Here is a 20,736-nt window from a genome sequence, read left to right on the forward strand (position 1 = left end):
GAGCCGAGTTCCAAAGAACTTGGCTGTTCGCCTCAAACGCCCACGCTTATCGGCTGTATATTTTTAAGGATCGAAGCAGAGAATTTCTTCTTTACCTCCGACTCGCTGTGATCAGCGAAGCCTTGAATTCTAGCACAGTTTTTAGCGTCGTTGCAATCAAATTTCTTCGATCTTTTCAACACCAGCGATCTGCATCACTCTCTTCAGCAGAGCCTTGCATTGTAGCACGTTTTTTCGCGCTGTCTACAAGACTTTTCTGACTCATCGCTGTCTGCAAGGCAGTGTGGCGACGAGGGATCGAACTATAGCATGGGTTTTTACCGATGGCGTGAAATTCGTGAACTTCCTTGCAGACCAGTGAAGAAGCCACCGCCCCGCCCTCTGAAACCCGCCCGGAGCCTGCCCTGCGGGCAGGCTCCGGGCGCGGAGGCCTTGCTGCCTGCACCAGGAATCGGGCCCGCATAGATAATGCGCGCACGATGGCATTGATTACTTTGTTAGACGCCCAACTGGCGTTCGGGCATGTGGCGCTTCTCGACCACGCCCAGTTTTCCCTGGAGAGCGGCGAGCGTGTGGGCCTGATCGGTCGCAACGGCGCAGGGAAGTCCTCTTTGTTGAAGATTCTTGGCGGGCTGGCCAAGGCCGATGACGGCCAGGTCCAGACGCAGTCCGGTATCCGCATTACTTATGTGGCGCAGGAGCCGGTGCTTGCGCCCGAGCAGACAATCTTCGAGTCGGCATCCGCCGGCATAGCCGAGGTGATTGCCGTGCGCGACCGCTACCTGGCTGGCGCCGAGGGCGAGGATCTCGATGCGCTGCAGTCCCAGATCGAGGCCTATGACGCCTGGAACTGGGAGCAGCGCGTGGAGGAGACTCTGCAGCGGCTGCACCTGGATCCCGAAGCCGTGGTGGGCACCCTGTCCGGCGGGATGAAGAAGCGCGTGGCACTGGCCCAGGCCCTGGTGGCGAGACCTGATGTACTGCTGCTGGATGAGCCGACCAACCACCTGGATCTTGACGCCATCGAGTGGCTGGAAGAGTTGCTGCTGAACTTCAAGGGCAGCGTGGTGACCATTACGCACGATCGATCCTTCCTGGACCGGGTTTCCACACGCATCGTGGAGCTGGATCGTGGAACGCTGCGCTCGTATCCCGGCAATTTCGTCCAGTACCAGCAGACCAAGGAGGATCAGCTGGCCCAGGAGGCCGTGATCAATGCCAAGGCCGACAAGCTGCTGGCCCAGGAAGAGGTCTGGATCCGCAAGGGCGTGGAAGCCCGCCGCACGCGCAGCCAGAGCCGCATCGGCCGGCTTGAGCAGTTGCGGGCCAACCGCGCTGCCCGCCGCGAGGTGCTGGGTGGCGTGAAGATGGACATTGCGTCGGGCCGAGGCGACGGCTACCAGGGCAAGATCGTGGCCGAGCTGACGGATGTGGCCAAGTCCTTTGGCGACAAGAACATCGTCTCCCACTTCACCGCCACCATTTTGCGCGGAGACAAGGTGGGCCTGATCGGACCCAACGGCGCAGGCAAGACGACGCTGCTCAAGATGATTCTGGGCGAACTGGCACCTGACAGCGGCCAGGTGCGGCTGGGGGCGAATCTGCAGGTGGCGTACTTCGACCAGATGCGTCACCAGATCGACATGGATGCCACGCTGGAGGACTTCATCAGCCCCGGCAGCGAGTGGATCGAGATCGGCAGCCAGAAAAAGCACGTGAAGAGCTATCTGTCGGATTTCCTGTTCTCTCCGGCGCGCGCCCATTCCCCCGTTCGCTCGCTGTCTGGCGGGGAGCGCAACCGCCTGCTGCTGGCCCGGCTGTTTGCCCGGCCCGCGAATGTGCTGGTGCTGGACGAGCCGACCAACGATCTCGATATCGAGACGCTGGAAATGCTGGAAGACCTGCTGCAGAACTACGACGGCACCGTTTTTCTGGTCAGCCATGACCGCAGTTTCCTGGACAACGTGGTCACCAGCACCATCGCCTGGGAAGGCCCGGGCCAATGGCGCGAATATGAAGGCGGCGTGCAGGACTGGCTGGATCAGTCCCGCCGCAGCCGCGATCTGGCCGAGGCCGCGCAGCCCAAGCCATCCAAGGAAGAGGCCAAGCCCGTTGCGGCACGCAGCGACGGCAAGCCCAAGCGCAAGCTCAGCTACAAGGAGCAGCGTGAGCTCGATCAGTTGCCCGAAAGCATTGCAGCGCTGGAGGCAGAGCAGAAGTCCATTCGGGAAGCCTTGGCCGATGGTTCGCTGTATGCCAGCGACAATTCCCGCGCCGTTCAGTTGCATCAGCGCGATGGCGAGATCGATGAGCAGCTGATGGAGGCGCTGGAGCGCTGGAGCGCACTGTCGGAGTGAGCTTTCTTCGGACGAAAAAAAGAGCGCCAGGCGCTCTTTTTTTCATGGGTGCCGCCAGGACCGGCCGTTGCACTCAAATGCGGTGGTGAACCTGGTCCGAACCTATGCGCAGCTTGCCCAGCAAGGCGGAGGCGATCTGGTTGAGGGGCAGCACCTCGTCGGCCGCACCATGGGCGATGGCCTCGCGCGGCATGCCGAAGACGATGCAGCTGGCTTCGTCCTGCACGAAGTTGTAGCTGCCCGCATCGCGCATTTCACGCATGGCGACCGCGCCATCGGCACCCATGCCGGTGAGCATGATGCCGTAGGCGTTGCGGCCCGCACAGGCCGCCACCGACCTGAAAAGCACCTCGACCGAAGGTTTGTGGCGATTCACGGGCGGGCTGTCATCCACCACGGCGACATAGTTGGCACCGCTGCGCTGCACGGAGAAATGCTTGCCGCCCGGTGCGATGTAGGCGTGGCCGGGCAGCAGCCGCTCGCCCTGCTGTGCTTCCTTCACGGTCATCTGGCACAGGCTGTTGAGCCGGGCCGCGAAGCTGGTGGTGAAGCCCGGCGGCATGTGCTGGGTGATGACGATGGCCGGGCAGTCGGCCGGCAGATGGGTGAGCACTTCACGGATGGCCTCGGTGCCGCCGGTGGAGGCACCGATGGCAATCAGCTTTTCCGTGGACAGCCGCCCCAGCAGCGACGCCGGTGCAGCCTGGCGCGGCGCGCTCATGCCCGCCGAAGCGGAGACCGGCGCCAACGCGCTGCCGGTGGCGGGAGCCGCACTGCGCGGAGCGACCGGCAGGCGCCGGACCTGGGCCACGGCAGCAACGCGGATCTTGTCCACGATCTGCGCGGCCAGCTCCTGCAGGCCGTTGGACACGCCCACGCGCGGCTTGGCCACGAAGTCGATGGCGCCCAGCTCCAGCGCGCGCATGGTGACCTCGGCGCCGCGCTCGGTCAGCGTGGAGATCATGACCACCGGCATGGGGCGCAGCCGCATGAGCCGGCCCAGGAAGTCGATGCCATCCATGCGGGGCATTTCCACATCGAGCGTGATCACGTCGGGATTCATCTCGCGGATCATCTCGCGTGCGATCAGCGGATCGTTGGCCGAGCCGATGCATTCCATGTCGTGCTGGCGATTGATGATCTCGGACAGCAGACTGCGCACCAGCGCAGAGTCGTCCACCACGATCACCCTGATTTTCCTGTCCATTCCTTTGAACCTTCCTCAAAACAGGTCGACCGAGCCGCCTGCCGTATTGCGTGCCACGACGGCTGCATTGCCGCGCGTGAATTCCTGCTGTACCAGCTCCTCCGGATGGGCGTGTGCCAGGCGCTTGACCATGGCCTTGCCGCTGGCGGGGAAGAACACCACCTTGCGCGGGTAGATGTCCAGCACATCCTCCGAGACGATGGGGATGCGTTCGGTCTGCAGGTACTGCGTGACGAAGGCGGTATTGCGTTCGCCCACGTTCATGGTGGTGAAGTTGTGCATCACCTGCCCGCCGCCGAAGATCTTGGCCTGCAAAGACTCGCGCCGTGCGCCGAGCTTGAGCATTTCGTTGATCAGCAATTCCATGGCGTACGAGCCGTAGCGGCCCGACGCATCGGCGGAGTCGCCGTCGGGCAGCATGAAATGGTTCATGCCGCCCACGCGCATGGTACGGTCCCAGATGCAGGCCGAGATGCACGAGCCCAGCACGGTGACCAGGATCACGTCCTCGTTGGAGACGAAGTATTCGCCCGGCAGCACCTTGACGGCGTTGTGCTGGAAATGCGGGTCGTAGTAGAAGAACGACGCCTCGCCGGGGTAGCGCTGCTGGCGCTTGAGCTGCTCCAGCGAGGAACGCGGCACCGGGTCGCCCGGCGCCGGGTAGTCCGCAGCGGTATAGCTGTTGATGCGCGGCGTGCGGCGGCGCTCCGAAGGCGGCGGGGGCGGTGCGAAGGCGGAGCGGTCTCCGATCATGGGAAGACCCCCTTGTGTGCGGCAGGACCTGCGTCAGCGGCGCTCATAGACCGTCTTCCCCTTGAGCGTGAACAGATCGCGCGAGTCGCTGAAGTTCTCGGCATGTCCGACGAACAGCAGGCCCCCGGGCTTCATGACGCGGTGGATGCGCTCCAGCACGCGGCGCTGCGTGGCCGCATCGAAGTAGATCATCACGTTGCGGCAGAAGACCACGTCGAAGGGATCGCGGAACGGCCAATCGTCACGGATCAGATTGACGTTGAGAAACTCCACCAGGCGGCGCAGCTCGGGCTTGACGCGCACCAGGCCCGCATTGCCGGCCTTGCCCCGCAGGAAGAAGCGGTGCAGGCGCTCGGCGCTCATGCCCTTGATGCTTTCGGCGCGATAGACACCGGCCGACGCCGTGTCCAGCACACGCGAGTCGATGTCGCTGGCCTGCAACTGGAAGCTGGGCGTGGCGCCCAGCACTTCCAGGGCCGTCATGACGATGGAGTAAGGCTCTTCCCCGGTCGAGGCCGCGTTGCACCAGACCTTCCAGGCCGTGCCGGCCGGCTTGCTGCGCAGATGCTGGGCAAAGATCTCGAAATGGTGCTGCTCTCGAAAGAACGCGGTGAGATTGGTGGTCAGCGCGTTCACGAACTCCTGCCACTCCACGCCATCGGACTGGGACTCCAGCCAGTCCAGGTAGGTGGCAAAGCTGTCGTAGCCCGTCTCGCGCAGGCGCCGCGACAGGCGGCTGTAGACCATGGCGTGCTTGCCATCGTGCAGGCTGATGCCGGCCCGCTGGTAGATCAGCGCCTGCACGCGGGCGAAGTCCCGCGACGACCATTCGAATTCGCGCCCCTGGGCCAGGGGCCCGTTGGCTGCCCCGTCGTCGGCGACGGGGCGCGCGGCCAGTGCCGCATTGGAAGAACCGGATCGCATGAGGGCGCTCAGTGCAAGAACGGGTCTCAGTCGGCCGAAGCGACCAGGCCCATGTCCACGTTGTTCATGAGCTTTTCGATGTCCAGCAGGATAAGCATGCGCTCGCCCACCGAACCCAGGCCCAGGATGCAGCCGCTGTCGATGGCGCTTTCGATGTCCGGCGCGGGGCGCACGGCTTCGGGAGCCAGCTCCATCACGTCGCTGACCGAGTCCACCACGATGCCCACCACGCGGTTGCGCAGGTTCAGGATGATGACGACGGTGAAGCTGTTGTATTCGACCTGGGAGCAGTTGAACTTCAGGCGCATGTCCACGATGGGCACGATGGTGCCGCGCAGATTCACCACGCCTTTGATGAACTCCGGCGCATTGGCGATGCGCGTGGGCGGCTCGTAGCCGCGGATTTCCTGCACCTTCAGAATGTCGATGCCGTATTCCTCCTGGTCCAGGCGGAAGGTCAGGTACTCGCGCGCGCCGGTGGCGACGCCTGCAGTCTTAGCGATCACGCTCATTGCTCAGCTCCTCAACTGTCGGGCCCGCGCCGTGGTGGCGAAAGCCATGGTTTTTGGCGGCGCGCAGGCTCTGCCTGCGGCTCCGTCGTTTGTCGTCAGGTATCCCTGTCCCATTCAGTGGCGCGCGCGGCGCACCAGCGCACCCGTGTCCAGAATCAGCGCCACCGTGCCATCGCCCAGGATGGTGGCGCCCGAAACGTTGGGCACCTTGCGATAGTTCGATTCCAGGTTCTTGACCACCACCTGGTGCTGGCCCAGCAGCTCGTCGACCAGCAGTGCCACGCGGCTGCCGTCGGACTCGACCACCACCATGATGTTGCTGGACTGGCTGGTGTCGCTGCGCGGCACACGGAAGGTCTTTTCCAGCGCGAACACGGGCATGTACTCGTCACGCACCTTGACCAGTTGCGTGCCGTTGGCCACGGTGTTGACGTCCTCTTCCTTGACCAGGAAGGACTCGACCACCGAGGACAGCGGCAGGATGTAGACCTCGTCGCTGACGCCCACCGACATGCCGTCCATGATGGCCAGGGTCAGCGGCAGGCGAACGGCCACGCGCATGCCCTTGCCCTGGTTGGACTCGATCTCCACCGAGCCGCCCAGCGCCGCGATGTTGCGCTTGACCACGTCCATGCCCACGCCGCGCCCGGACACGTCGGTCACCACATCGGCCGTGGAGAAGCCCGGCGCGAAGATCAGCTGCCAGACGTCCTGATCGGGCATGCTGTCCGAGACATCCATGCCGCGCTCGCGGGCCTTCTTGAGAATCTTCTCGCGGTTCATGCCGCGGCCGTCGTCGCGCACCTCGATGACGATGGAGCCGCCCTGATGGGAGGCTGCCAGCGTCAGCGTGCCATGCTCGGACTTGCCTGCGGCCAGGCGCTCCTCGGGCATTTCGATGCCGTGGTCCACGCTGTTGCGCACCAGATGGGTCAGCGGGTCGGTGATCTTCTCGACCAGGCCCTTGTCCAGTTCGGTGGCTTCGCCCAGCGTGATCAGGTCGATCTTCTTGCCCAGCTTGCCGGCCAGGTCGCGCAGCATGCGCGGGAAGCGGCTGAACACGGTGGACATGGGAATCATGCGGATGGACATCACCGATTCCTGCAGGTCGCGCGTATTGCGGTCCAGATCGGCCAGGCCTGCCAGCAGCTGCTGGTAGGCCGATGCATCCAGCCCGTGGCTGTTTTGCGCCAGCATGGCCTGGGTGATGACCAGCTCGCCCACCAGGTTGATGAGCTGATCGACCTTGGCCACCGACACACGGATGCTGGTCGACTCCATCTGCGCCTGCTGCGCCTGGGCAGCCGTCTTGGCAGCAGGCTTGGCCGCGGCACCGGCCGGCTGGATGGCCAGCGCGCCGTCGGCCTGGGGCATGCCGGGTGCGCCGTTGAAGAAGCCGTAGGCCTCTTCGGCGGGCGGAATGGCGACCGAGGCCAGGGCGGCGTCGGGATCGTGCGCGGCATGCTCTTCGGCGACGGGGGCTTCGGCCACCTGCACCGCTTCGGTTGCAGGAGCGGCCCCGGTCGCCTCATCGGCTGCCGTAATGCGAACCTGCTCCTTGGCCACGTGGAAGGCGAACAGATCGAGCAGGTCGTCGTCGGTGGACGAGGTCTGCACGGCAAAGAGGCGGCTTTGCGGCTGATCGCAGGCCAGGTCCTCGATGCGGCCCAGGCCGGGAATGTCGCGGAACAGTTCCTTGATGGCCTCGGCCATCTCCAGACGCTCCAGCGGACCGATCAGGATGTGCAGCGAACGGCCGCCGCTGGCGGGCGCCGTTCCGACGGCGCCGCCCGATACGGGCGCGGCAGGCGCGGGCGCCTCGACCGGCGCTGCCACGGGAGCAGGCGCCGGCGCCGGTGCAGCGGCCGGGGCGGCTGTTGCAGGCACGGCACTGCGGCCTTCTGCCAACATCTCGATGCGCGCCACCAGATCCGTGGTGGACAGGGCCTCGCCCTCGTTGCCGGCCTGGTGGCGTGCCAGCAGGCTGCGGCTGGCATCGGCCGACTCCAGCAGCACGTCGACCATTTCCGGAATCGGTGTGATCTCGTGCCGGCGCAGCCGGTCGAGCAGCGACTCCATGCGGTGCGTCAGCTCGGTCACATCGGCAAAGCCGAAGGTGGCCGCGCCGCCCTTGATCGAGTGCGCGCAACGGAAAATGCCGTTGAGCTCCTCGTCGTTGGCCGCCGACAGATCCAGATTCAGCAGCATCTGCTCCATCTGGTCGAGGTTCTCGGCCGCTTCTTCGAAGAAGATTTGATAGAACTGGCTCAGGTCGAAGTCTGCGCCCGCTCCTGCCCCATCCTGGTGTAGATCCGCCATCTTTGGTCCTGCTGTTTCCTGTTGCCCGTACTTATCGGCTCAACGCATTACTTTCTGAATGACTTCGATCAAACGGTTCGGATCGAAGGGCTTGACCAGCCAGCCCGTGGCGCCCGCAGCGCGTCCGGCCTGCTTCATCTGGTCGCTGGATTCGGTGGTGAGAATGAGAATGGGCGTGTTCTGGAACTTCGGGTTTTCGCGCAGCTTGCGCGTCAGGCCGATGCCATCGAGGCGCGGCATGTTCTGGTCGGCCAGCACCAGATCGACTTGTTCGAGCTGGGCCTTTTCGAGCGCATCCACGCCGTCCACGGCCTCCACGACGCGAAATCCCGCTCCTGCGAGGGTGAACGCCACCATCTTTCGCATCGAGGGGGAATCATCAACAGCCAGAATCGATCGCATGTATAGCTCCAACAGACGGGCAATAAAAGGTGGATGGGTGCATGGTCAGCGGTCAGAACAGTTCGACCGAGCCGGCATCCATCTCGCTTTGCGTGACGGGATTGGGCCGGTCGGGTATCGCCGGCAGGCCCAGGGAATCGTCCTCTCCCTCGTCCACACCCATGGTGGCTGCGGCCAACTGGAACGCGCAGCCTTGCAAAATCTTCGTAATATGGGCGATCAGTTGGGAGGACATGTCGTGAAACTGCAACTCGGTCACCGCCAGCCTCAACGTGGACCGGGCGGCATCGAGCTGGGGCAAGGCGGCTAGCGCCTCGCCGGCCAGCTGGCCGTGGGTCTCGTCGAAACGGTCCAGCAGGTTCTGCGTTGCGTGATTGAGAAGGCCTTCCAGGCGCTGCAGATCGCGCATCGCCACCAGCAAGGCATCCTGCAGGTCTGCGGCCACCATGACGGGCATGGGAACGGCAGGCTCGCCCGAAGGCTTGTGCATTGACTGCATTGTTACTCCACCACCAGCGTTTCAGCCCAACGTGCGCCGTGCCTTGCAGCACGGCCAACCCTTGTCAATCGTTCACGGGAATGCCGCGCATCCCTTGGTGTACACGACCATTTGCATTTATGTTCCAAAATGTATCTCATGATAGCGCCCCCGGGGATGCCAGACCACCGCACAAGCCCTTGCGCATACTGCACATCGAGGATTCCGCCGCCGACCAGGCGCTGGCGCGGCTGAGCTTGCTGCGCGGCGGGCTGGTCTGCGAGATTGTCGTGGTCGACACGCTCGATGATGCCGCAGCTGCGCTGCACAACCAGGCATTCGACCTCATCCTGGCCGACTACCACCTGCCCGGCTTCACGGCGCTGGATGCCTGGGAGCTGGTTCGCCGCCAGCCCGGGCATCCGCCCTTCGTGCTGCTGTCCGGCGCCATCGGCGAGTCGGCCGCCGTGGATGTGATGCGCGAAGGCATCAGCGACTATCTGCTCAAGGACCACATCACGCGCCTGCCCCATGTGGTCTCGCATGCGCTGGAAGTGCACGAGGCCCGCCTGGCACGCCGGCGCGCGGCGGCCGAGCTGGCGGCGTCCGAGCGGCGCCTGGCCGACCTGACCGAGCACCTGCAGACCTCCACCGAGCGCGAGCGCGCCAGCATCGCCCGCGAGATCCACGATGACATCGGCGGCTCGCTGACCTCGGTGAAGTTCGACGTGGCCTGGATCGCGCGCAATGCGCCCGAGGGCGGGCTGCGCGAGCATGCGCTGGCTGCGCTGGAGATGCTGGAGCACGCGCTGGGCGCCAGCCAGCGCATCATGATGAACCTGCGCCCCCCCGTGCTGGACCAGGGACTGGTGGCCGCCGTCCAGTGGCTTGCCGAGAATTTCGAGCGCCGCACGGGCGTGCCCACCCGGGTGCGCAGCAGCCGCGAAAGCATGGACATCGCGCCCGACATCCAGGTGGTGGCCTACCGCACGGCCCAGGAGGCGCTGACCAACGTCGGCAAATATGCCCAGGCGCGCCATGTGGACATCGATCTCTCCGACCGCGAAGGTTTTCTCACGCTGGAGGTGACGGACGACGGCGTGGGCCTGGCCGACGGCGCCCGCGACAAGCCCGAATCCTTCGGCCTGCGCGGTCTGGGCGAGCGCGCGCGCACCGTTCGGGGCTGGCTGGATGTCAGCAGTCAAGCCGGACGCGGAACCTCGGTCATCGTCTCCATTCCGCTGGACGATGGCGGCGCTTGCCCTAATATCCCGGGCAATGAATGCTGAACGCCATGGCGGCGTGACCCTTTTTCCAGGAGGCCGACTTTGATCCACGTGGTGCTGTGCGACGACCATGCGGTGCTGCGCCGGGGCATCCGCGACACCCTGGCCGAGGCAGTGGACATCAGCGTCACCGCAGAAGCAGGCAGCTATGCCGAGCTGCGTGAACAGCTGCGCACCGCCGCCTGCGACGTGCTGCTGCTGGACATCAACATGCCCGGCCGCAGCGGCCTGGAGGCCCTGGCCAGCGTGCGCGAGACCCATCCGCTGATCAAGGTGCTCATGGTCTCCATGTACCCCGAGGACCAGTACGCGCTGCGCTGCCTCAAGGCGGGCGCCCAGGGATATGCCAACAAGGCGGGCGATCCGATGCTGCTGATCGAGGCCGTGCGCACGGTGGCCACGGGCCGCAAGTACCTGACGTCCGAAGTGGCCCAGATGCTGGCCGACAGCCTGGCCCAGCCCGCACCCCAGGTGCCGCATGAAAGCCTGTCCGAGCGCGAGCTGCAGACGCTGATCAAGATCGCGGCCGGGCAGCGGCTGACCGACATTGCCACCGAGCTGATGCTCAGCCCCAAGACCGTCAGCGTCTACCGGGCGCGCGTGCTGGAAAAACTGCAGATGAGCAGCAACGCCGAACTCACGGCCTACGCCATCCACAACCAGCTGATCTGAGGCTTTTGCGGCCGGCAGAGCGGAAAATCTGTTGTTTTTCACAACTGCTTACATTGAGGTGCCAAACACCGCGATGCCGCGCTGCAGCAAGGCGACCAGGGGCTGCTCGAGCAGCGGCAGCGTGGCCATCAATCCCGTCAGGCCCACGGTGAGCGTGACCGGGAAGCCCACGGCATAGATGTTCATCTGCGGTGCCACGCGCGAAATGATGCCCAGCACCAGGTTCACGAACAGCAGCATGGCGACCATGGGCAGGGCGATCCAGAAGGCGCTGGCAAAGACCGCCGCCCCCATCTCGTGCAGCCGCATCTGGTTGATGGCCTGCAGGAAGCTGCCGTCCACAGGAAACGCCTCGTAACTCTTGAGCACGGCCATCAGCACCAGCAGGTGTCCGTTGATGACGATGAACAGCAGCGTGGAAATCTGGACCATGAAGCGCGCCACGGCGCTGAGCTGGGCATTGGTCGTGGGATCGAAGAAGCTGGCGAAGTTCAGGCCCATCTGCAGGCCGACCACCTCGCCCGCCACCTCCACGGCGGCAAACACCAGGCGCACGGCAAAGCCCACGGCCAGTCCCACGCCGACCTGCTGTATCAGCGTCCCCAGCGCCTGCGGCGAGTTGATGCCGATCACGGGCTGATCGCCCAGCACGGGCTGCGCGCACACCGCGACCAGGAAGGCCAGGCCGATCTTCAGCCGCATGGGAATGACGCGCTGCGAGAACACGGGAGCCACGGAAAACATGGCCAGCACGCGCAGAAACGGCCAGAGAACTGGCGACAGCCAGGCCACCAGTTGGGCTTCGCTGAAGGTGATCACGGCGGCGTTTCCTGCGCGCGGCGAAGGGCTCAGCCCACCGCCTGCGGAATGGTCTCTATGGTGCGGCGGATGAAATCCACCAGCGTGCTCAGCATCCACGGACCGGCAATGGCAAACACCAGCACGGCGGAGATGAGCTTGGGCACGAAGGCCAGCGTGGCCTCATGCACCTGGGTCACCGCCTGGAAGACACTGACGGCCAGGCCCACGGCCAGCACCACGCCCAGCACGGGCATGGAGATCATGAGCAGCAAGGTCAGTGCCTCGCGGCCGAAGGTGAGCACGTATTGGGAGGTCATGGAAGGATTTCCAATAAAACGGGACTAGACGGCGAAGCTGGCCGCCAGCGATCCGATGAGCAGGTTCCAGCCATCGGCCAGCACGAAGAGCATGAGCTTGAACGGCAGGGCCACCAGCACGGGCGACAGCATCATCATGCCCAGCGACATCAGGATCGAGGACACGACCATGTCGATGACCAGGAAGGGGATGAAGATCATGAAGCCGATCTGGAACGCCGTCTTCAGCTCGCTGGTCACGAAGGCCGGCACCAGCACGCGCAGCGGCGCGGTCTCTGCGGTGACGCCGGCTTCGAGCTTGGCCAGGCGCGCGAACAGCGCAAAGTCCGACTGGCGCGTCTGCTTGAGCATGAAGTCGCGCATGGGCGCCTCGGCCTTTTCAATGGCCTGCTCGAAGGTCGCGGCATTCGTGGTGTAGGGCACATAGGCCTCCTGGTACACGCGGTCCAGGGTGGGTCCCATGACGAACAGCGTCAGGAACAGCGACAGGCCGATGATCACCTGGTTGGGCGGCGCCGACTGCGTGCCCAGCGCCTGGCGCATCAGCGACAGCACGATGACGATGCGGGTGAAGCCCGTCATCATCAAAAGGATGGCCGGCAGGAACGACAGCGCCGTGAAGAACAGCAGGGTCTGGATGGGCACCGAAAAACTGGTGCCACCGCTGCCCTGGCCGATGACCAGCGGCAGGCTGGCGGGCGCGCCCTGCGCCCAGGAGGCCAGGGGCGTGGCGCAGCACAGCGCCAGCGCTGCGGCGCCGGCGGCCTGGCTCAGCGTGCGCGCCGGGCGCTTACAGGAATATTCAGACATTCGCACCGTCCGCAGGCAGGCTGCGCGCTTGCGCCATCGCAGCCGAAAAATCAGCAGGGGCCGGGGCCTGCAGCACATGCAGGCACTGGATGCTTTGCGCCGTGACGCCCAGCACCAGCCGCACGGTCTGCGCGCCCTCGCCCACTTCCACCGTCACCACCCGCTGCTGCGGACCCACGCCCACGGCGCCCAGCACCCGCGACTGCAGGCCGGCTGCGCCACGCAGCGCAGCCGTGCGCTGCTGAAAGCGGCGCAGCAGCCAGGGCAGAGCAGCCATGGCCGTGACCAGGGCCACGACCGTGAGCAGGGTCGGCCACAGCGGGCCCATGCCGGCGCTCTCAGCCACGGCTGACCCGGCGCAGGCGCTCGGACGGCGTGACCACGTCGGTCAGGCGGATACCGAACTTGTCGTTGACCACCACCACCTCGCCCTGGGCGATCAGGTAGCCGTTGACCAGCACGTCCATGGGCTCGCCGGCCAGTGCGTCGAGTTCGACCACCGAGCCCTGGGCCAGCTGCAGGATGTACTTGATCGGCACCTTGGTGCGGCCCAGTTCCACCGACAGCTGCACCGGGATGTCCAGCACCATGTTGATGTCGTTGACCGGCACGTCGCCGCCACCGGCGTAGGGGCGCACGGGCTCGCCCGTCAGCGGGCCGCCCTGTTCCGCCTCCAGCTTGGCGTCGCGCTCGCGCTGCTCGTCCAATGCCTCTGCCCATCCCGAGAACGGATCGTCGCCAGCGGGCTTTTGCGTGTCTTCAGTTGCCATTGTTTTCTCCCATCCAGCCAGCATCGGCACCGCGCAGGCAGTGCTCGACACGGATTGCATACTTGTCGTTGTGAGTGCCGTACTGGCACTCGAAAATCGGAACGCCGCCGATGGAGGCGCGGATCAGCGGCTCGCGGTCGAGTTCGATGAAATCGCCGGGGCGCATGGCCAGCAGCTGCTCCACCGTGGCGTCGGCGCGCGCCAGTTCGGCCACCAGGGTCACCTCGGCGGCCTGGATTTCGCGCTTGAGCACTTTGACCCAGCGGCGGTCCACTTCAATGGAGTCGCCCTGCGTGGAGGAGTACAGGACATCACGGATGGGCTCCAGCGTCGCATAGGGCATGCAGATGTGGATGGAGCCCGAGATGTCACCGATCTCCAGCTGGAAGGCCGTGGACACGACGATTTCGCTGGGGGTGGCAATGTTGGCGAACTGCGGCTGCATCTCCGAGCGCTGGTAGCCCAGCTCCAGCGGATAGATGCCGTGCCAGGCCTTCTTGTATTCCTCGCAGATCACGTTGACCAGGCGGTTGATCACGCGCTGCTCGGTGTGCGAGAAATCCCGCCCTTCGATGCGTGTCTGCAGTCGGCCCGTGCCGCCGTACAGCGTGTCGATGACGCCGAACACCAGCGAGGGATCGCAGACCACCAGGCCGCTGCCGCGCAGCGGGCGGATGGCGACGATGTTGAAGTTGGTGGGCACCACCAGCTCGCGCAGGAAGGCGCTGTAGCGCTGCACCGACACCGTGCCCACCGACACCTCGGGGCTGCGGCGGATGAAGTTGAACAGGCCGATGCGGAAGTTGCGGGCAAAGCGCTCGTTGACGATCTCCATCGTCGGCATGCGCCCGCGCACGATGCGCTCCTGGCTGGAGATGTCGTACTGGCGGATGATGCCCGCCTCGACCTCCTCGGTCGTGGATTTCTGGCTCTCGCCGGTCACGCCCTCCAAAAGGGCATCGACTTCTTCCTGGGAGAGAAACGAATCGCTCATGGCGCCTTGCCTCCCCGGTTACTGAATGATGAAGCTGGAGAACAGCACGCGGCGCACGGGGTTCTTGCCAGGGGAGCGGCGGCGCTCGCCATCTTCGTCCTCTGCATCCTCGTCGCGGCTGCGCTTCTTGGCCTTGGCCTGGTTGCCGTAGCCCAGCGGTGCGGACACTTCGTTGAGCACGTCGGCAGCCAGGCGTTCCTTGCCGTCGCGCTCCAGCAACTCCTCGGCCGTGCGCTGGGACACCAGCATCAGGATGCCGTTGCGGATGCTGGGCAGGTACTGCTTGACCGTAGTGGCCGTCTTCTCGTCGGCCAGCTCCAGCGTGATGCCGATCTGCACGAAGCGGTCGCCGCCCGGGTCGGACAGATTGACCACCAGGCTGTCCAGCGGCAGGAAGGTGGGAACCGTGACGGCCGCCTTGCTGGAGCCGCCCTCCTCCTCATCGGCATTGCTGTGCCGCTTGGACAGCAGGATGAAGGCAGCGGCCGCGCCTATGGCCAGGACGGCGATGATGACGATCAGCACGATCAGCTTCTTGCCCTTGGCCGGGGCGGGAGCTGCATTGTTGGCGGCATTGGGTGTGGCAGACACTGGAATTCCTCTGGGTGAGCGGGACCGCCACGCGCTCGCGCATCATGCGCGGCGCCATGACGCAGCAGGCCCATGGCAGGAATTATTCGGCGATTGGACCTCGGGCCATGGCCTGAATAAGCGCATGAAACCCCGGTTTCTCGCTGGCTTGATGGCCCCCAAACGCCACAGGCCGGGCAGCTTGTCGCCACCCGGCCTGTTCTGAAAACCCGGAAAACGGCGCATGCGCCGCCCCGCAAGAAGCGCAGGAAGAATCAGACGAACAGATCCACCCCGCCTGCCGCCGCGCGGCCACCAGCCTGTGCGGCGCCATTGCCGCCCGTGACGCCGGCGGCATCGACCATGGCGCTCACGCGGCCCTGGCGCGCCTGGGCATCCGCGCCCTGGCGCCCCCCCGCTTCGCCATTGCCGGACTGGCCACCCGCGTCCACGCTGACGCCGGCCAGTTGCAGGCCCTGGGCCTGCAGCAGCTCGCGCAGCTGGTCGGCACCGTTGCCCAGCCATTCCCGCGCCTGAGATTCGCTGGCGCCAAAGCGCACATGGGCCTCGTTGCCCTGCAGGCTGACCTGCACCTGGATGGCCTTGCCCTCATGCTCGACAGACAGCGAGGCGTTCTGGCTCTTGTTGTGCACCCAGAAGGCCACCTGCTCGGACACCTGCTGCTCGCGCTCGGTGGAATTGCCCGGCTGTGCCTGGGCGTCGGGCTGGGCCAAGGCTGCGCCATTGTGTCCGGCGGCCTGCTGTCCCAGGGACTGGCCGGCGTGGGCCGCGCCCACGGCGGCTGCAACCCCATGCAATCCGTTGGCAGCAGACTCTGCGGAGCCGGTGCCACCTTCGCGGGCCCGCTCGAACAGGCCGCGCCATTCCGCGGGCCGCACCGCCGCCATGCCGTTGAGCGCAATGCCCGACGCCAGGGCCGCGTCCTGCCGTACGCCGGGCGCCAGCGCCTGGGGTGTGTGCTCATGCGTGGCCTGGGCTGCAGATGCCGTGCGCGCTGCGGCGGCCGTCAGCGCCGTATCGGACTGCACGGCGGCCAGCACATCGGCCGCCTGTGTCTGTGCCTGGGCGCCCTGGCGCGCAGCGGTATCGGCGGGCGTGCCGGCTGCAGCGGCATCGACTGCGCCAGCCAGCGCCGCCGTGTTGGCGTTCGCGGCCAGCGCCGCGCCTGCGGCATCGCCCGCTGCAGGTTGCGGAGCCATGAAGGCGGCATGCGCCACCACGCCCTGCTCCTGGCGCAAGGCCAGCATGGCGGCACTGCCCCGGCCAGACAACCAGTCGCCCGCCACGCCCTGCAGCATGTCGCGGTCGCCCTTGCCATCGAGGTGGGCGGTCTGCCCGACCAGGCTGAGCCAGGGCGCCTGGCCGTTGGCGGCCAGCAGCATGGCATCGGCCTGCGCGGAAGTGGCCATATCGGCCGTCTCCGCCTGGGGCTGCAGCGGCAATTGCGTCTGCAGCAGCCCCTGCGCCAGGCCGGACAGGTCAGCCGGATCCTTCAGGCTGCCCTGAATTGCGCCCTTGAGGTTGGCCAGCGCGCCGGCCCCTTCATCGCCGAGGACCTGGCCCAGGTCCGGCAGTCCGCCAATGCCATCCATGGCGGCCAGCAGCGAGGAAAAGCCTGCGGCCTGCTCATTGGACGGCGGCTGCGCCGCGCGCGCGGAACGCACGCCCTCCATGGTGCGCTGCATGGCGCTGCGCGCGTCGGCGCGCTGTTCGATCTGGTTGGTGGACATGCGTCATGCCTCCTGGAATGTCAGCCCGAAGCTGCGGCGGAAAAACTGGATGGCCGCACGTTCGTCGGTTTCCTTTTGCTCGCGGCGCATCTGGCCCAGCGCCAGGTCGCGGCGGCGCACCTCGACCACCTTGCGCAGGCTGCTGACCCGCAGCTCGCAGGCCATCAAGGCCTTTTGCGCGGCCTCCAGGCGGATGGCCAGGTCGGCCAGCACCCGTGTCTGCAGGCCGATGGCGTGCTGCAGGCGGTCCATGAACTGGTATTGGTGGAACATGACTTCGGGCTGCACGGACTGGTTCTGCTGCACGCCCCAGCGTGCCTGCATTTCCTGCACGTAGTGCTGCAGCTGGTCCATCTGCGCCTGCGCCGCCTGCTGCGAGCGCTGACGCTCCTGCACCGCCTGGCGCGCCTCGTCACGCTTGCGCGACGCGGCATCGATGGCCACCATCAAGGCATTCAAGGACGACATACCGGGTTTTCCTCCCTGTGTTCGCTGTTGCGTTATCTCAGTGCCGCGTCACCGCATCACTGACCACCGAGCGCGGCGGCCATGCCCGAGATGCTCTCGTCCATGGAAGCCGACTCGAACATGCTTTGCTGCAGAAAGGCCGCCATGGCCGGCTGCAGCCGTATCGCCTCGTCCATCTGCGGGTCCGAGCCCGCCATGTAGGCGCCGACCTGGACCAGGTCCCGGCCCTTCTGGTAGCGCGAATAGACAGCGCGAAAGCGCCGCGCCAGCTCGAAGTGCTCGCGCGAGACCACGTTGTGCATCACGCGCGAGGCCGATTGCTCGATGTCGATGGCCGGGTAGTGGCCCGACTCGGCCAGCGCCCGCGACAGCACGACGTGGCCGTCCAGAATGGCGCGTGCCGCATCGGCGATCGGGTCCTGCTGGTCGTCGCCCTCGGACAGCACGGTGTAGAAAGCCGTGATCGATCCCACGCCGTTGAGGCCGTTGCCGCTGCGCTCGACCAGGGCCGGCAGCTTGGCAAAACACGACGGCGGATAGCCCTTGGTGGCCGGTGGCTCGCCAATGGCCAGCGCGATCTCGCGCTGGGCCATGGCATAGCGCGTCAGCGAATCCATGAGCAGCAGCACATGCTGGCCCTTGTCGCGGAAATGCTCGGCAATGGCCGTGGCGTAGGCGGCACCCTGCATGCGCAGCAGCGGCGGCGCATCGGCCGGCGCGGCCACCACCACGGCGCGGCTGCGGTCCTGTGCGCCGAGGATGTCCTCGACGAACTCCTTGACCTCCCGGCCGCGTTCACCGATCAGGCCGACGACGATCACGTCCGCCTGGGTGTAGCGCGCCATCATGCCCAGCAGCACGGACTTGCCCACGCCCGAGCCTGCGAACAGGCCCAGCCGCTGGCCCCGGCCCACGGTGAGCAGGGCGTTGAGCGAGCGCACGCCGGTGTCCAGCGTCTCGCGCACCGGGTCGCGGTCCATGGCGTTGATGGGGTTGCGGTCCAGCAGATCGGCCGTGACGTCGGCCAGCGGCCCGCCATGGTCCAGCGGCTGCCCCTGCGAATCCACGACACGGCCCAGCAGGCCGCTGCCGATGGGCAGGCGCAGCACGCCGGCCGCCATGGACACGGGCTCTTCAGGACCGTCGCCAAAGCGCAGCGGGGCGACAAAGGGTTCGGCCGGCGTCACGATGGCGCCGCTGGACAGCCCCTGGATGTCGCCCGCAGGCATCAGGAACGCACGCTCGCCGGCAAAGCCGACGACTTCGGCCAGCACCGGGTCCTGGCCTGCCTGGCGTATCCAGCACTGCGAGCCCACCGGCACCTGCAGGCCCGTGGCCTCCAGCACCAGGCCGGTCAGGCGCGTGAGCGTACCGTGGGTTTCCAGCGGAATGTCGCTGTGCAGGCGGGCGCGGGCATTGGACAGCAGCTGCTGCCAGGGCTCGCCTGCATCGGCCAGGGAGGCATCAACCGGCATCGCGTTCTCCGTCATACCAGGTGGAGACCAGGCCCAGCGCGGCCACGGCGCGGCGCCAGCGCTTGTCCATGCCGGCATCGACCTGGGCACCGCCCGATTCCACGCGCACATCGCCCTGGGCCACGCCAGCGTCGCTGATCCACTGCACCTTGGACTGGGCGCCATGCTCGGCGCGCAGCGCCTCGTCCAGCACGGCGAAGTCGGCAGGGTTCAGGCGCACGGTGGCGGCGCGGCCGTCGGAGGCCAGCATGTCCAGCGCCTCGCGCACCACGGGCAGCAGGGCCTGGGGCTGGCTGCGCAGCTCCTGGCGGACCACCTGGCGCGCGATGTCGCAGGCCAGGTTCAGCAATTCCAGCGCCGCATCCGCCTGCAGCTGCTTGAAGCCGGCGTCCAGGCCGGACAGCAGCGCATCCACGCGCTGCGCCGTCTCGCGGCCCGTGCCGGAGACATAGTCATCCATGTGCTGCTGCCACTGCTGCCGGGCTTCCTGACGGCCTTGCTCCAGGCCCTCGGCATGGCCTTCGGCGCGTGCCTGCTCCAGCAATTCATGCAGCCGCTCCTCGTCCACGGCGGGGGTGGATGCCGCCGTGCCTGGCGCGTCGGCGTCGACATCCAGCACCATGGAATCGGCGTCCAGCCGGGGCGCATCGGAGCGCCCGGGCAGCGACAGGCTGTGGAAGCCGGACGAGGAAGCGGGTGTGCGCGCCATGCCGGCGCCACCGGGTGCAGCCTGTGCATCGGGGGCGCCCTGAATGTTCGGCAGGCCGGGCAGGCTTTGCAGGCCGCCCATGTGGTCCACGGCACCAAAGCGCCACTGCACCACCTGGCGCTCGTCAATCTCCTCGGAGGGAATGAAGCGCGAGTTCATCCCACTAGACATAGCTGTCCTCCGCGCCGCTGCCGATGGTTATCTGGCCTTCTTCGGCCAGACGGCGCACCACCTTCAGGATTTCCTTTTGCTGCGCTTCCACTTCGGACAGGCGCATCGGGCCGCGGCCTTCCAGGTCCTCGCGCAGCGACTCGGCCGCACGCATGGACATGTTGGCCAGGATCTTGTCGCGCACTTCCATCGAACCGCCCTTGAGCGCGATGATCAGCGTCTCGGACACCACTTCGCGCAGCACCAGCTGCACCGAGCGGTCGTCCAGTTTGACCAGGTCGTCGAACACGAACATCTTGTCCATGATCTTCTGGGCCAGGTCCGGGTCGTAGTTGCGGATGGTGTCCAGCACGGCCACGTCGGCATTGCCGCCGAGGTTGTTGATCATCTCGGCCGCCGTCTTGACGCCGCCCAGCGAGGTCTTGCGGATCTTGTCGCCACCGGCCAGCACCTGGAACAGCACCTCGTTGAGGTCCTTGAGCGCGGTCGGCTGAATGCCTTCCAGCGTGGCCACGCGCAGCATGACTTCGCTGCGAAAGCGTTCGGGCAGCTGCATCAGCACGGCAGCAGCCTGCTCGTGCTCCAGGTGCACCAGGATGGCAGCCACGATCTGCGGATGCTCGCCGCGCAGCAGTTCGGCCACCGACAGCGGGTCCATCCACTTCAGGCTTTCGATGCCGGAGACATCGCCGCCCTGCAGGATGCGGTCGATCAGCAGCGCGGCCTTGTCGTCGCCCAGGGCGCGCTTGAGCACCGAGCGCACATAGCCGCTGGCGTCGTCCACCAGCAGGCTTTGCGCGGCCGCGTCATCGGCAAAGCGGTTGATGACGAAGTCCACCTTCTCGCGCGAGACGCCGCGCATGTGCGCAATGGTCTCGCCGAGCTTTTGCACTTCCTTGGGTGTGAGGTGCTTGAACACCTCGGCCGCTTCCTCCTCGCCCAGGGAGACCAGCAAGATGGCGGCGTCGTTCAGGCCTCGTTCGTCCATAT

Annotated in this window: 22 protein-coding genes; 3 read left to right on the top strand and 19 right to left on the bottom strand. The window is 66.2% G+C overall.

What is annotated here, in order from left to right:
- Positions 1–479: 479 nt before the first annotated feature.
- Entirely contained in the window at positions 480–2,357 is a 1,878-nt protein-coding gene (locus tag PO605_RS27440; RefSeq protein ID WP_047472390.1) for an ATP-binding cassette domain-containing protein, read from the top strand.
- Positions 2,358–2,430: 73 nt separating this feature from the next.
- On the opposite strand, the gene PO605_RS27445 is transcribed toward PO605_RS27440, so the two are convergent.
- From PO605_RS27445 to PO605_RS27475, 7 genes are all read right to left on the bottom strand, one after another.
- The gene (locus tag PO605_RS27445) at positions 2,431–3,564 is read right to left on the bottom strand and encodes a protein-glutamate methylesterase/protein-glutamine glutaminase (RefSeq protein WP_047472391.1); all 1,134 of its coding nucleotides are present in this window, start codon (positions 3,562–3,564) and stop codon (positions 2,431–2,433) included.
- A 15-nt stretch (positions 3,565–3,579) separates the two neighbouring features.
- Entirely contained in the window at positions 3,580–4,317 is a 738-nt protein-coding gene (gene cheD / locus PO605_RS27450; RefSeq protein ID WP_016449335.1) for a chemoreceptor glutamine deamidase CheD, read from the bottom strand.
- A gap of 33 nt (positions 4,318–4,350) precedes the next feature.
- Positions 4,351–5,241 carry a CheR family methyltransferase gene (locus PO605_RS27455; RefSeq protein WP_016449334.1) on the bottom strand — a complete coding sequence of 297 codons (891 nt, stop codon included), beginning with the start codon at positions 5,239–5,241 and terminating at the stop codon, positions 4,351–4,353.
- A gap of 26 nt (positions 5,242–5,267) precedes the next feature.
- Complete coding sequence (locus PO605_RS27460; RefSeq protein WP_016449333.1) at positions 5,268–5,753, bottom strand: chemotaxis protein CheW; 486 nt, start codon at positions 5,751–5,753, stop codon at positions 5,268–5,270.
- Positions 5,754–5,867: 114 nt separating this feature from the next.
- The gene (locus PO605_RS27465) at positions 5,868–8,072 is read right to left on the bottom strand and encodes a chemotaxis protein CheW (protein WP_272207197.1); all 2,205 of its coding nucleotides are present in this window, start codon (positions 8,070–8,072) and stop codon (positions 5,868–5,870) included.
- Between the two features lie 39 nt (positions 8,073–8,111).
- Positions 8,112–8,474 (bottom strand): response regulator, encoded by a 363-nt coding sequence (locus tag PO605_RS27470; RefSeq protein ID WP_016449331.1) that lies wholly within the window; start codon positions 8,472–8,474, stop codon positions 8,112–8,114.
- Positions 8,475–8,526: 52 nt separating this feature from the next.
- Positions 8,527–8,973, bottom strand: a complete 447-nt coding sequence (locus PO605_RS27475) for a hypothetical protein (RefSeq protein ID WP_016449330.1) — start codon at positions 8,971–8,973, stop codon at positions 8,527–8,529.
- 119 nt (positions 8,974–9,092) lie between these two features.
- On the opposite strand from PO605_RS27475, the gene PO605_RS27480 reads away from it, so the two are divergent.
- A complete protein-coding gene (locus tag PO605_RS27480) occupies positions 9,093–10,241 on the top strand; it encodes a hybrid sensor histidine kinase/response regulator (protein ID WP_016449329.1) in 1,149 nt (382 codons plus the stop codon).
- A gap of 39 nt (positions 10,242–10,280) precedes the next feature.
- Entirely contained in the window at positions 10,281–10,910 is a 630-nt protein-coding gene (locus PO605_RS27485; protein ID WP_016449328.1) for a response regulator, read from the top strand.
- A gap of 48 nt (positions 10,911–10,958) precedes the next feature.
- Here the strand turns inward: PO605_RS27485 and fliR are convergent, their stop codons facing one another.
- From fliR to fliG, 12 genes are all read right to left on the bottom strand, one after another.
- Positions 10,959–11,729 (bottom strand): flagellar biosynthetic protein FliR, encoded by a 771-nt coding sequence (gene fliR, locus PO605_RS27490; protein WP_012202582.1) that lies wholly within the window; start codon positions 11,727–11,729, stop codon positions 10,959–10,961.
- Between the two features lie 29 nt (positions 11,730–11,758).
- The gene (gene fliQ / locus PO605_RS27495) at positions 11,759–12,028 is read right to left on the bottom strand and encodes a flagellar biosynthesis protein FliQ (RefSeq protein ID WP_012202581.1); all 270 of its coding nucleotides are present in this window, start codon (positions 12,026–12,028) and stop codon (positions 11,759–11,761) included.
- 24 nt (positions 12,029–12,052) lie between these two features.
- The gene (fliP, locus tag PO605_RS27500; RefSeq protein ID WP_016449327.1) at positions 12,053–12,838 is read right to left on the bottom strand and encodes a flagellar type III secretion system pore protein FliP; all 786 of its coding nucleotides are present in this window, start codon (positions 12,836–12,838) and stop codon (positions 12,053–12,055) included.
- Complete coding sequence (locus tag PO605_RS27505; protein WP_012202579.1) at positions 12,831–13,166, bottom strand: FliO/MopB family protein; 336 nt, start codon at positions 13,164–13,166, stop codon at positions 12,831–12,833. Before PO605_RS27505 ends, fliP begins: the two co-directional genes overlap by 8 nt.
- Before the next feature lie 10 nt (positions 13,167–13,176).
- Positions 13,177–13,608, bottom strand: coding sequence for a flagellar motor switch protein FliN (gene fliN / locus PO605_RS27510; protein WP_016449326.1), 432 nt, complete (start codon positions 13,606–13,608; stop codon positions 13,177–13,179).
- Complete coding sequence (gene fliM / locus PO605_RS27515) at positions 13,598–14,602, bottom strand: flagellar motor switch protein FliM (RefSeq protein WP_016449325.1); 1,005 nt, start codon at positions 14,600–14,602, stop codon at positions 13,598–13,600. The genes fliN and fliM overlap by 11 nt, the downstream gene beginning before the upstream one ends.
- Positions 14,603–14,620: 18 nt before the next feature.
- Entirely contained in the window at positions 14,621–15,193 is a 573-nt protein-coding gene (locus PO605_RS27520; protein ID WP_016449324.1) for a flagellar basal body-associated FliL family protein, read from the bottom strand.
- A 254-nt stretch (positions 15,194–15,447) separates the two neighbouring features.
- The gene (locus tag PO605_RS27525; RefSeq protein ID WP_016454328.1) at positions 15,448–16,923 is read right to left on the bottom strand and encodes a flagellar hook-length control protein FliK; all 1,476 of its coding nucleotides are present in this window, start codon (positions 16,921–16,923) and stop codon (positions 15,448–15,450) included.
- Positions 16,924–16,926: 3 nt separating this feature from the next.
- Entirely contained in the window at positions 16,927–17,391 is a 465-nt protein-coding gene (fliJ, locus tag PO605_RS27530; RefSeq protein WP_016449322.1) for a flagellar export protein FliJ, read from the bottom strand.
- Positions 17,392–17,447: 56 nt separating this feature from the next.
- Positions 17,448–18,866 carry a flagellar protein export ATPase FliI gene (gene fliI / locus PO605_RS27535; RefSeq protein ID WP_047469786.1) on the bottom strand — a complete coding sequence of 473 codons (1,419 nt, stop codon included), beginning with the start codon at positions 18,864–18,866 and terminating at the stop codon, positions 17,448–17,450.
- Positions 18,856–19,746, bottom strand: coding sequence for a FliH/SctL family protein (locus tag PO605_RS27540; protein ID WP_047469789.1), 891 nt, complete (start codon positions 19,744–19,746; stop codon positions 18,856–18,858). Before PO605_RS27540 ends, fliI begins: the two co-directional genes overlap by 11 nt.
- Complete coding sequence (gene fliG, locus PO605_RS27545) at positions 19,739–20,734, bottom strand: flagellar motor switch protein FliG (RefSeq protein WP_012202571.1); 996 nt, start codon at positions 20,732–20,734, stop codon at positions 19,739–19,741. Before fliG ends, PO605_RS27540 begins: the two co-directional genes overlap by 8 nt.
- Positions 20,735–20,736: the final 2 nt, after the last annotated feature.

Source organism: Delftia sp. DT-2 (genome assembly GCF_028401915.1).
Taxonomy (GTDB): domain Bacteria; phylum Pseudomonadota; class Gammaproteobacteria; order Burkholderiales; family Burkholderiaceae_C; genus Comamonas; species Comamonas tsuruhatensis.

Bases quoted from the DNA above. Each gene is read 5' to 3' on its own strand.
- PO605_RS27440 (WP_047472390.1), top strand. From the start codon at position 480: ATGGCATTGATTACTTTGTTAGACGCCCAACTGGCGTTCGGGCATGTG.
- PO605_RS27445 (WP_047472391.1), bottom strand. From the start codon at position 3,564: ATGGACAGGAAAATCAGGGTGATCGTGGTGGACGACTCTGCGCTGGTG.
- cheD (WP_016449335.1), bottom strand. From the start codon at position 4,317: ATGATCGGAGACCGCTCCGCCTTCGCACCGCCCCCGCCGCCTTCGGAG.
- PO605_RS27455 (WP_016449334.1), bottom strand. From the start codon at position 5,241: ATGCGATCCGGTTCTTCCAATGCGGCACTGGCCGCGCGCCCCGTCGCC.
- PO605_RS27460 (WP_016449333.1), bottom strand. From the start codon at position 5,753: ATGAGCGTGATCGCTAAGACTGCAGGCGTCGCCACCGGCGCGCGCGAG.
- PO605_RS27465 (WP_272207197.1), bottom strand. From the start codon at position 8,072: ATGGCGGATCTACACCAGGATGGGGCAGGAGCGGGCGCAGACTTCGAC.
- PO605_RS27470 (WP_016449331.1), bottom strand. From the start codon at position 8,474: ATGCGATCGATTCTGGCTGTTGATGATTCCCCCTCGATGCGAAAGATG.
- PO605_RS27475 (WP_016449330.1), bottom strand. From the start codon at position 8,973: ATGCAGTCAATGCACAAGCCTTCGGGCGAGCCTGCCGTTCCCATGCCC.
- PO605_RS27480 (WP_016449329.1), top strand. From the start codon at position 9,093: ATGTTCCAAAATGTATCTCATGATAGCGCCCCCGGGGATGCCAGACCA.
- fliQ (WP_012202581.1), bottom strand. From the start codon at position 12,028: ATGACCTCCCAATACGTGCTCACCTTCGGCCGCGAGGCACTGACCTTG.
- fliP (WP_016449327.1), bottom strand. From the start codon at position 12,838: ATGTCTGAATATTCCTGTAAGCGCCCGGCGCGCACGCTGAGCCAGGCC.
- PO605_RS27505 (WP_012202579.1), bottom strand. From the start codon at position 13,166: ATGGGCCCGCTGTGGCCGACCCTGCTCACGGTCGTGGCCCTGGTCACG.
- fliN (WP_016449326.1), bottom strand. From the start codon at position 13,608: ATGGCAACTGAAGACACGCAAAAGCCCGCTGGCGACGATCCGTTCTCG.
- fliM (WP_016449325.1), bottom strand. From the start codon at position 14,602: ATGAGCGATTCGTTTCTCTCCCAGGAAGAAGTCGATGCCCTTTTGGAG.
- PO605_RS27525 (WP_016454328.1), bottom strand. From the start codon at position 16,923: ATGTCCACCAACCAGATCGAACAGCGCGCCGACGCGCGCAGCGCCATG.
- fliJ (WP_016449322.1), bottom strand. From the start codon at position 17,391: ATGTCGTCCTTGAATGCCTTGATGGTGGCCATCGATGCCGCGTCGCGC.
- fliI (WP_047469786.1), bottom strand. From the start codon at position 18,866: ATGCCGGTTGATGCCTCCCTGGCCGATGCAGGCGAGCCCTGGCAGCAG.
- PO605_RS27540 (WP_047469789.1), bottom strand. From the start codon at position 19,746: ATGTCTAGTGGGATGAACTCGCGCTTCATTCCCTCCGAGGAGATTGAC.
- fliG (WP_012202571.1), bottom strand. From the start codon at position 20,734: ATGGACGAACGAGGCCTGAACGACGCCGCCATCTTGCTGGTCTCCCTG.